The sequence below is a fragment of the Nostoc sp. DedSLP04 genome (genome assembly GCF_034530775.1).
In the GTDB taxonomy this organism is placed as follows: Bacteria; Cyanobacteriota; Cyanobacteriia; order Cyanobacteriales; family Nostocaceae; genus Nostoc.
The window spans coordinates 79,991-90,505 of the sequence record NZ_JAVRCL010000004.1 but is presented as its reverse complement, the minus strand read 5'-3'; the positions used below and the strand labels follow the sequence as shown (position 1 = coordinate 90,505).

Genomic DNA, 10,515 nt, shown 5'->3' with positions numbered 1-10,515 from the left:
TGCAAAGGCTTAATACTTTGCAACACACATTCTTCCATGTATAAGAAACCCTTAAGTATTTCCAAAAAATATATAAGCATTTGCTGCAAAGGCTTAATACTTTGCAACACACATTCTTCCATGTATAAGAAACCCTTAAATCATTGCAGCATTTGTTGTAATGAACTTATGAATTTATTTATTACCTAAAATGTCAAAATAATCTAAGTGAAATTAACTAAACTTTGGGAGATGGGATGCCTACTATGGTCTATGTCTACGCAACTTATTTGTAGTATTTCCCCATAACATAAAAGATATTTTTGTATAAAACAGTACTATAAATCTAGTAGCAGAGATGGATTATGGCACGTCGCAAAAGAAATTCCAGCGTTTTAGAACGAGCCGATCGCCGAATTGAAAGTTTACAATCTATCAGCGTAGAACTTGACTTTGGGGAAGGACTAACTATACAAGCTTATAATACGACAATTAACGATCTCCGGTCTAAGCTTGCTGCCTACAATACTGCTTTATCTACCATTGACAAACTCACTGATGACGTGAATAACGCAGAACAGGCTGTAATAACCATGTCAGAAAAAATGTTACTAGGAGTTGCCAGCCGTTACGGTAAAATCAGCCAAGAATACGAGATGGCGGGTGGTGCTAGACGAGGTAATACCAAGAAGAAGCGAGGCGTACTAGGCAATTCCAAAGTCACCAATTCTTTAGCAGCCGATTCTATTCAGCCTTCTTCTGGAAATAAATCTATGAATGGGGTGTCGGGTGCGATCGTCAGTTAGCTAAAATCCAATAGGGAACGAGGCGAAGTTTGTAGTAAGGACTTTAGTCCTTGATTTGAGCGCTAAAGCGCTCACTACAAACTCAGAAAACTTAACTGACTACTAGAAAATTCCACAATTTCTATTGCAATCATAGTTAGGCAAGTTTACCTTGTGGAAAACTTGTGGAAAAGTACTTGAGTTTTTCCACAAGGTAATTATACTCAATTAAATGTTAACTGTAGAATATTAAGTTTTCCCCAGTTTTTTGCACAATATAAGTTAAATTTAATCAATTTTTAGACGTTACTTAATATTCTTGACTAATTCTTGACCCATCAAAGCTCATAATTCAGACTGCTGCTTGTGGAAAACTTACAATACATCTTCAAGATGGTTTTTGAGAACGGCTAGTCATATTGATGCGATCGCTCAATTCACGTAGAGTTTGTACTAAGGTGCGATCGCTCTCTTGAAGTTGGGTAATTTTATCGCAACTATAGATTACCGTTGTATGGTCTTTACCACCAAATTCCTCGCCAATTCTCGGCAAACTCAAAGCCGTGTGTTGGCGCATGAGATACATTCCTAATTGACGCGCCCAGCTAATCTCTCTTCGTCGCGAGTTACCTTTGAGGTCATCTATTGAAACATCAAAATTATCCGCCACCACCTTTAAAATTGCTTCTGGGGTAGCTGCCATTTTTTCGTTAGGCGGTTCTAAAACTGGCGTGATATTTTCTACCGTCATCGGTAAACCCCAAATAGAAATATAAGCCACTGCCCGAATTAAAGCTCCTTCTAATTCTCGAATATTAGAAGTATAGTTAGAAGCAATATACTCAATCACATCGCGAGGAAGATTAATATTTTCATCCTCAGCTTTTTTCTGCAAAATTGCCATTCTCGTTTCTAAATCGGGCTTTTGAATATCTGCAATTAAGCCCATAGAAAACCGAGAACAAAGACGTTCTTGCAAGCTAGGAATCTGGTTAGGCGGACGGTCGGAAGCAATGACAACTTGTTTACCAGCTTCATGTAGAGTATTAAAAGTATAAAAGAATTCTTCTTGGGTATACTCTTTCCCTTCAAGAAACTGAATATCATCCACTAATAAAACATCAGCCGCTCGGTAATGCTCTCGGAAACTTTGCATACTATCCTTACGGATAGCTGTAATTAAATCATTAGTAAATTGCTCAGTAGAAACATAAAATATTTTACAATTAGGAAAAATTGCATAGCGATAATGACCAATAGCTTGCATCAGATGAGTTTTACCCAAGCCGACACCACCGCATAAAAATAAAGGATTAAACTCTTTACCTGGAGATTCTGCAACTGCTAAAGAAGCAGCATGAGCCATGCGATTGTTAGCACCAACTACAAACCGCGAAAAGACATATTTAGAGTTTAAGTCAGTAGTTTGATGATTGTGATTAGGAACAGCTTCAGAAATACTGCTGGAATTTGGTGATTCCCAAGCAACCTCTCGTTCACTAAAATGAGAAACTTGATCGCCTTGAGCAACAGTAATGTAAATTCCTACGGGATGACCAAGAATATCTTGGACTACATGAGCAATCGTATTGATGTAATACTTCTGTAACCAATTACGAGCAAATGGGTTAGGAGTGCGGATAACCAAACAATTATTTTCTAATCGCTCTGCACTAGCAGTTTTGATCCAAGTTTCAAAGGTAGGTCGGGATAGTTCAAGCTTTAGGCGCTCTAGTACCTGACTCCACAGACTTTCTATGGGAATTTCCATTATCCACCACCTTTGCTGCTAATCGTCACAATAGAAGAGAAAGCACTAATTTAGCATTGAGACACGCTAGACCTAAAATAAGCTTTTAAGTTGTAACCATTTTGGGACATACCCAGTAGGCAAGATCCTAACACCCACTGACTGACAAGGGAGAAGCAACGATACATGAAGATAACAAACCATCACTCAGCACCCAAAAAAATTAAAACCAGAGGCTTACCCCATAGGTTGTGGATGCTCTCATACGGGGTAGCAGTGGTGTTCCTGGGGAGCTGCTCTCTTTTACCTGCTAGGACTGTTGATAATCAGCAAAGCGATACTCAAGTCCAAAACACAACACAACCTAATCCGGCAATTGTCCCCCCGCCGATTTTTTCTTCATCTGGAGATCCTAATTTTGTCGTAAAAGTAGTGCAACAGGTGGGGCCTGCGGTAGTTCGCATTGATTCTTCCCGAACAATCACTTCTCGCGTACCAGACGAATTTAACAACGATCCATTTTTCCGGCGGTTTTTTGGAGAAGGAGCGCCACAGCCTAGACAACGCGTAGAACGCGGTAGTGGCTCTGGATTTATTATTAATTCTTCCGGTCAAATTGTGACCAATGCCCATGTAGTAGATGGTGCTGATAGAGTGACTGTTATACTCAAAGATGGCCGGACTTTTGATGGGAAAGTTTTGGGTGAAGACCCAGTAACGGATGTAGCAACGATCAAAATTAATGCGAATAATCTGCCAACTCTAGCTGTGGGTAACTCCGATGCTTTGCAACCAGGAGAGGCTGTAATTGCCATTGGTAATCCATTAGGCTTGAATAATACCGTCACATCTGGAATTATTAGTGCTACAGGGCGTTCTAGTAGCGATATCGGTGCAAGTGACAAGCGGGTTGATTACATCCAAACGGATGCTGCGATTAACCCTGGTAATTCCGGTGGGCCATTGCTCAATGCTCGCGGTCAAGTGATTGCAATGAATACAGCGATTATTCGAGGCGCTCAAGGCTTGGGATTTGCTATACCCATGAATACTGTGCAAAGGATTGCCCAAGAATTAATTGCTAAAGGCAAGGTGGATCATCCTTATTTGGGTGTGCAGATGGTGACATTGACACCAGAAAATAAAGAAAGAATCAAAAATGTCGCTGGCGATCGCTTAAATATTACAGCAGATGACGGCGTTTTGCTGGTTGAGATTGTGCCGCGATCGCCTGCATCTGTAGCTGGACTAAGAGTCGGTGATGTGATTAAAAGCATTAACAGCCAGCCTGTTACTAAAATTGAAGAAGTACAAAAGCTAGTAGAAAAGAGCAAAATCGGTACTAAATTACCCATAGAAGTGGAACGCAATGGGCAAATTGTCCAAGTAGGAGTTCAACCTGCTCCTTTGCCAGTTAGACGTGAAGGATGATGTTTGTCATTTGTCATTTGTCATTTGTCATTGGTCATTTGAAAAACAACTGACATACTCCATTTTCCAATGCCCCATGCCCAATGCCCCATGCCCAATTCCCCATTCTTAAAAGGAGTTTTATCATGACTGAATTAGCGCCAATAATTCAATTAGGCAATCCAACATTGCGCCAAAAAGCTGCTTGGGTTGAAAATATTCAAGATGAGCAGATTCAAAAATTAATTGAAGATTTAATCGCCACTGTTGCCAAGGCTAACGGCGTGGGAATCGCTGCGCCTCAAGTAGCACAATCCTATCGTTTGTTTATTGTGGCTTCCCGTCCTAATGCCAGGTATCCCAATGCGCCAGAAATGGAACCTACTGCAATGATTAATCCCAAAATCATTGCTCATTCAACTGAAGTTGTCAAAGATTGGGAAGGTTGTTTAAGTGTTCCAGGAATTAGGGGCTTAGTTCCTCGCTATAAATCTATTGAAGTCGAATACACTGACTCTCAAGGCAACTTACAAAAGCAAGAATTAACCGATTTTATCGCTCGGATTTTTCAACACGAGTACGATCATCTCGACGGTATCGTATTTGTCGATCGCCTAGAGAACACTCTTGATATGATTACTGAGCAGGAATACCAACAACGAGTAGTTAACAAATAAATGGGAGTCGGGAGTGGTGGTGAAAAAGCTAACGATTAACCTAACCTTCTAACCCCCTTCCCGACCTCTCCTACGAAGAGAGGGAAGCGGAAAAACTTTTGTTACTGGAAGCGGGAAAATTCAAAGTTTATCTCCTCGAAAGAGAGAGAAATAGAAGTGAGGTTAAATAGTTATGAGAAATCGTGCATGGTAGTACTTAGAGATTTTATAAAACAGGATGTAGAATATCTCATTGAATATTTGAATAATGATGAGGTTACAAAATTTCTTACTTCTCGAATACCTACGCCATATACACTTGAAAATGCTGAATGGTGGGTAGATATTGGCAGCAAGGAGAAAATGAACAAAGCTATTGTAGTAGAGGATGTTTTTGTTGGTGTGGTTGGAGCTGCTGTGGGCGAATATGAGTATCAGCGTTCGGCGGAAATAGGTTATTGGCTTGCTCAAAAATATTGGGGCAAAGGCATAGCTACTAAAGCAGTAAAAAAGGTCACAACATCTGTTTTCTCTAGCACAGAGGTTGTTAGGTTATTTGCGCCAGTTTTTGGTCCGAATATAGCGTCGATGCGAGTGCTTGAGAAATGTGGCTATAAACAAGAGGCAGTCTTACAAAAGGCATTGTTTAAAAATGGCTCATATTTTAATTGTCATCTATTTGCAAAGGTTCGCTCATAACAAATCGTTCAAGACGAACGTCTGCTGCGCTGCGCTTTGCAGCCGCCACTCAACTCAATGTTAAATGATCACAAACCTATTTAATTAAAAAAGCGCTTCTGTAAGAATTAAGCGGCAAATATAATAACACTTTTAAAACAAGTTTTCTGTCTATGGTTGGTATCAGTATGTTCTATTGCAAATAAATTTACGGGAAATTGTGTACAAATGTTAAATAGCTAAAGGCAACACCAAGTTAAACGCGAAGTAGCAAGAGTCCACTTCTTAAAGCTTGATTCCACAGAGATGATTTTTGCACTTCTGGCAAAGAAAGAGGCTGATTTACTGATAACGGTGGCTCTTGTTGCAGAGATAATTGCCACCAGCCAACATCGTGCCACTTACTAAATTTATACCCAACTCTGTAAAAAACACCTAGAGGCGAAAAACCGACAGCCTCATGCATAGCTACACTTGCTGGGTTGGGTAAAGCGATCGCAGCAAAAACGTTATAAAATCCTTGGAGTTGCAGCAAGCCAAAAAGAGAAGTGTACAAAGCTTTAGCAACTCCTTTTCTGCGATATTCAACATTTACATACACGGATGATTCTACAGACCATTGGTAAGCAGCACGAGTCCGGTAGGGAGTAGCATAGGCATAACCTAGAATCTCACCGTTAATTTCACACACTAGCCAAGGCATCTGCTGTTGATAGTTATTGATGCGTTTTTCAAATTCCGTTTTGCTGGGAGGCTCTATCTCAAAGGAAATTGAAGTTTCCCACACAACTGGCGCATAAATTGCCAGCATTTTTAAAGCATCACTTTTGTTAGCTAGTCTAATTGCAGCTTTCACAACAAATCCTTTTTGGATTTTAATAATTCGCTAGAAACGAGGTTTGAAAAGGCTTTTGGCTTAAGTTTACATCAATGTCACGCATGAGGGTGCAATGACTGTGAGAATTAGACTTTTTGCAGAAATCGGGAAAAGGGGAAGGGGAAAGGTTTGGTATTTTCCCTTTCCCCAATAAAGATGAGTCCCTTTTCCCACAAGAGTGCAAAAAGCACAAATGCCAAGAGGTCTATTGTCTTAAGCATGTGCTTCACAAACTTGCTCGCCCCGCCACAATTGATATAGCCGCGTCGCTGGCATTGTCATATATAAAACGTCACCATCACTGAGATTAGTTTCTAATAAATCCCAGCCGTGAAGAGTTTGGTGGTTTGTTTCTACGTACAAAGGTACGCAGTCAGCAGACATTGCTACATTTTTCACCCATTGACCGCAAAAGACGTGTGAAGCTGTAATTACAGTGGCAAAAGCTACCCAAAGACTATCGGCTGTGATGCCATTGCCCAGGATACGTCCCCCTAGCGCAGCAGCAGCAAAAGCTGGCGCTGCTAATTCAGCCGGACTCAGCACTGCATCGAAGCCAAATAGCTGTTGGGCTATGCCAGCAAAATCAGGATCGCCATAATGAACAATCACCGGAATACTGGGTGCCAAACCTTTGGCTTTGAGGGCAATTTCCAAATTGGTAGCATCATTGCTAGTAACAGTAATCACTGCGGCGGCAGAGTTTATATTGCTAGCTTTGAGTATTGTGCGGAAGCTGGCATCACCCTGAATCACAGGGATACCGAGTTCGCGGGCGGTGTTGATATATTTACTGTTGGAGTCGGGTTCAACGACGACAACTTCATGTCCGCTGGCGTGGAGTTGCTGAACAATTCTCACCCCAATACCACTTAAGCCACAGACAATGTAGTGCGATCGCTGAGGAATTCGGGCTGCATCCCAAAATTGCTTAAAGCGGCTTCCTAAGACAAAATCGGTGAGCATGGCATACCAAATACCAATCACTACTGCTCCAATCAGCATCATCACAACAGTAAATAACTTAATACTGTTAGGAGCATTTTCTACTACTTTGTCATTACCACCGGCTCCGGTAATCATGCCGACAGAAAAATATAGAGCATCCACAGGAGACAAACTCAACTCAGCCGACATATAGGTGAATGTAGCGATCGCAATAACCGTCAATAGTGCAATAGCACCCACCACTACCGATCGCCCGTGTTCCTGAAACTGCCTAAAATTAGTCATAACTTTCAGCAGTTTTCTAATCAACGATCTCCGGGGAGAACGGATGCGGGGTTGTGTACCAATAATTATGCGATCGCCTACTTGGATTTCTTGGCCAGCTATGACAGCTGATACCAAATCCATCTCACCTTTGACTGGTAAGTAATAAATTAGCATCCGCGATCGGTCTGACCACAATTCACTCAGCTTTCGACCTTTCCAGAAGTGGTTTTGATCGATGTATTCTTCGTGAATTGGCCAAGTTTGCTGAAATAATTTAATTTGTCCGATCGCTCGGTTTCCCAGTGCTGCAAAGGTGAATACGGGTGCTGCTAATCCGACAACACTCATACTCAAATGGTCTGGCAAACTTTGATCTAGGCGCTCTCCTAAATTTGTATTATAAAAACGGTTGATAATCCGAATCTGGGGATTCAGCACCCGCGCTTGCATCATAATAGATAAATTCAGAGCATCTTTAGATCCAGCGATGACTAAAGTGTGTGCCTGTTGAATTCCTGCTGCTGTCAGGGTAGAAGCTGCTTGTAAATCTCCAACAATCACATCTCCTGCGGTTTCGCCGGGGATAGATTGGTGATGAATGCCAACAACGAAGGCTCCCTGATGTCTCAGCAGACGAAAGGTTTTATATCCGGTACGTCCTAAGCCACAAACAATAATTCTGGGTTTCATGAAACGGCAGCATCTTTTACAGGTAGGGCTGCATTTCTAGTTAGTTATCAATATTGTTGCCCATTTTCCTGGAATATTACTGTAGCTGACAACACGATTGTTTTAATTGGAGGCAGAAGGCAGGGGGCAGGGGCAGGAGGGAGGGGGCAGAGAAACAGAGGGGAAAAACTTACTGCAACTTCTCCCCTGCTCCCCCTGCCTTCCTCGATAAAATAATCTAGAAAAATATGGCAATTTTTGTAGGTTGTGATACGCTATCTGCTTGAGAAGTGTGGAGGAGCCGAAAATGACTAAGCTGCGGGTGGGGTTACTGTTTGGCGGTCGTTCGGGAGAACATGAAGTTTCGATCAAATCAGCACGGGCGATCGCTAACGCCTTGAGTGCAGGGGAAAATGCTAGTAAGTACGAAATATTGCCTTTTTACATCCAAAAAGATGGCCGCTGGCTAGCAGGAGAAGCACCCGAAAAGGTTTTAGCAACCGGCAGTCCGCTACTGGAATCGGCATCAACTTCTGTTGGAAATCTGACATCCAACCCTCAAGCCCAAACTCTGAGCAATTGGCAATCTCCCTCTCAAGTTGCCCAAGTGGATATTTGGTTTCCCATCCTCCACGGCCCTAACGGTGAAGATGGAACAATTCAAGGGTTACTGACTTTGATGCAAGTCCCCTTTGTCGGTTCTGGGGTGTTAGGTTCGGCTATGGGAATGGATAAAATTGCCATGAAAATGGCTTTTGAGCAAGCGGGATTACCACAGGTAAAATACAAGGCGGTAACTAGATCGCAGGTTTGGTCTAATCCGTGCGTATTTCCGAAACTGTGTGATGAAATTGAGGCAACATTAGGTTATCCAGCTTTTGTCAAGCCTGCTAATTTGGGTTCATCAGTGGGTATTGCCAAAGTGCGATCGCGCCCAGAATTAGAAGCTGCTTTAGATAGTGCTGCCAGTTACGATCGCCGACTAGTTGTAGAAGCTGGAGTAGTCGCTAGAGAAGTTGAGTGTGCCGTTTTAGGTAACGATCGACCCCAAGCCTCTGTCATTGGAGAGATTACTTATGACAGCGATTTTTATGATTATGAAACTAAATATACTGAAGGTCGGGCAGATTTACTGATCCCCGCACAGCTTCCAGAGGCGATCGCCCGTCAAATTCAGGACATGGCTTTACAAGCTTTTGCCGCTGTTGACGCTGCTGGGTTAGCAAGGGTAGATTTTTTCTATGTGGAAGCAACACAAGAAGTATTTATTAACGAAATCAATACCTTACCAGGCTTTACTGCGACAAGTATGTATCCTCAACTCTGGGCACATAGTGGAGTCTCCTTTCCAGAATTAGTCGATCGGTTAATTCAACTTGCTCTTGAAAGACATTCTCCTAGCTGACAGAATAAATCAGCAAACTGATTTCAGATTAGTACGGTAAAAAGTCACAATAAATACAGAACTTTGGCAAAATTTAGCCAGATTTTGTAGCTGATGTTTTACAAAAAAGCTACTAAAATCTGAAATTTGTTACGGATACCTGATGCTTGACTCCTCCAGTACAATTTATTCACTAGAGGGGTACAAATCTGAAAGTAATCATGGAAAAAAGTCAGAGTGTACAGCGCGAGCGAACCCAATTTAAAAGGGCTACTCCAGAGCTGACAAACAGGAAATCGAGACTAAAAAACAGCTCGAATGTTCTGATATATCTGGTTGCACATCATCCTTGGCTATTGTTAACCGGGTGTTTAGCCATGTTTCTAGGTGGTGGTGCCTTTGCCTTATACAGCTTAGGTAATGCTGGCCCGGTAGCACAAGAAGAACCAGAAAAAATCCCAGTTATCGTTGAAGAACCAATCGGTGTGCCCTCTGAGAGTAGTAATCCTACACCTTTATGGATGGTTGCTGCGATCGTTCTCAGCTGTGGTGGCGGTTCTTTGCTGATTTTCCGAATGCTTAACCGCACCAAGCAACCGCAAAAAGTTCAAAAACAGGTTAATCGCCAGCAGGTACGCTTGGCACAGAAGCATCACCAAAAATTGGAACCAAATCTTCCCAAGAGTCAGCCAATTTTTGTGCCACAGCCACAACTAATGCCCCTGATGCAGATGCAACCTAAAACAAAGCATCTGGTAACTGTTCTCCCAGCAGAACACAAGCACCACCTGGATACGCGCACAGAATCCTTAGCAGAATTGATGGATCTTCGTAAAAATAGTTCATTGTCTGCTATTTTACGCCAGTATTAATACTACGGTAAAGTAAACCCCGTTAAATTAACACTTTTTGCCAATTAGCTAGGCTTAGATTCCCGACTTTCTCGAAGAAGTCGGGAATCTTGTTATAGCGTTTTCCATTCAGATGTGGTACGAGGTCATATCGCAAGGTGTAGGGGCACGGTATGCAAAAATCTCGTTTCTAGCCAGAGGCTAGAAATGCTGCTCCTGGCGGCTCTGCCGCGAGTTCGGGAGGCAGAGCCTCCCATTAGG

Annotated in this window: 9 protein-coding genes; 6 read left to right on the top strand and 3 right to left on the bottom strand. The window is 42.2% G+C overall.

The genetic code is table 11. From position 1 onward, the window contains the following. Positions 1-344: 344 nt before the first annotated feature. A complete protein-coding gene (locus RMX89_RS03710; protein ID WP_322687966.1) occupies positions 345-785 on the top strand; it encodes a hypothetical protein in 441 nt (146 codons plus the stop codon). Positions 786-1,152: 367 nt separating this feature from the next. Here RMX89_RS03710 and dnaA read toward each other — a convergent pair whose 3' ends face one another. Next, the gene (gene dnaA / locus RMX89_RS03705; RefSeq protein ID WP_322687965.1) at positions 1,153-2,535 is read right to left on the bottom strand and encodes a chromosomal replication initiator protein DnaA; all 1,383 of its coding nucleotides are present in this window, start codon (positions 2,533-2,535) and stop codon (positions 1,153-1,155) included. A gap of 165 nt (positions 2,536-2,700) precedes the next feature. Here dnaA and RMX89_RS03700 point away from each other — a divergent pair, with 165 nt between their 5' ends. The 3 genes from RMX89_RS03700 (at position 2,701) to RMX89_RS03690 (ending at position 5,279) form a co-directional block, all read left to right on the top strand. After that, complete coding sequence (locus RMX89_RS03700) at positions 2,701-3,945, top strand: HhoA/HhoB/HtrA family serine endopeptidase (protein ID WP_322687964.1); 1,245 nt, start codon at positions 2,701-2,703, stop codon at positions 3,943-3,945. A gap of 125 nt (positions 3,946-4,070) precedes the next feature. Continuing rightward, positions 4,071-4,601 (top strand): peptide deformylase, encoded by a 531-nt coding sequence (gene def / locus RMX89_RS03695; protein ID WP_179068956.1) that lies wholly within the window; start codon positions 4,071-4,073, stop codon positions 4,599-4,601. Between the two features lie 186 nt (positions 4,602-4,787). Continuing rightward, positions 4,788-5,279: a GNAT family protein gene (locus RMX89_RS03690; protein WP_322672846.1), complete on the top strand. Its 492-nt coding sequence runs from the start codon at positions 4,788-4,790 to the stop codon at positions 5,277-5,279. Between the two features lie 235 nt (positions 5,280-5,514). Here the strand turns inward: RMX89_RS03690 and RMX89_RS03685 are convergent, their stop codons facing one another. Together RMX89_RS03685 and RMX89_RS03680 are read right to left on the bottom strand one after the other, a co-directional pair. Continuing rightward, positions 5,515-6,114, bottom strand: a complete 600-nt coding sequence (locus RMX89_RS03685) for an arsinothricin resistance N-acetyltransferase ArsN1 family B (protein ID WP_322687963.1) — start codon at positions 6,112-6,114, stop codon at positions 5,515-5,517. A gap of 234 nt (positions 6,115-6,348) precedes the next feature. Then, the gene (locus tag RMX89_RS03680) at positions 6,349-8,040 is read right to left on the bottom strand and encodes an NAD-binding protein (protein WP_322687962.1); all 1,692 of its coding nucleotides are present in this window, start codon (positions 8,038-8,040) and stop codon (positions 6,349-6,351) included. 286 nt (positions 8,041-8,326) lie between these two features. Between RMX89_RS03680 and RMX89_RS03675 the strand changes: the two genes are divergently transcribed. Then, positions 8,327-9,424 (top strand): D-alanine--D-alanine ligase family protein, encoded by a 1,098-nt coding sequence (locus RMX89_RS03675; protein WP_322685779.1) that lies wholly within the window; start codon positions 8,327-8,329, stop codon positions 9,422-9,424. Positions 9,425-9,780: 356 nt separating this feature from the next. Further along, positions 9,781-10,275, top strand: coding sequence for a hypothetical protein (locus RMX89_RS03670; RefSeq protein WP_322687961.1), 495 nt, complete (start codon positions 9,781-9,783; stop codon positions 10,273-10,275). Positions 10,276-10,515 lie beyond the last annotated feature (240 nt).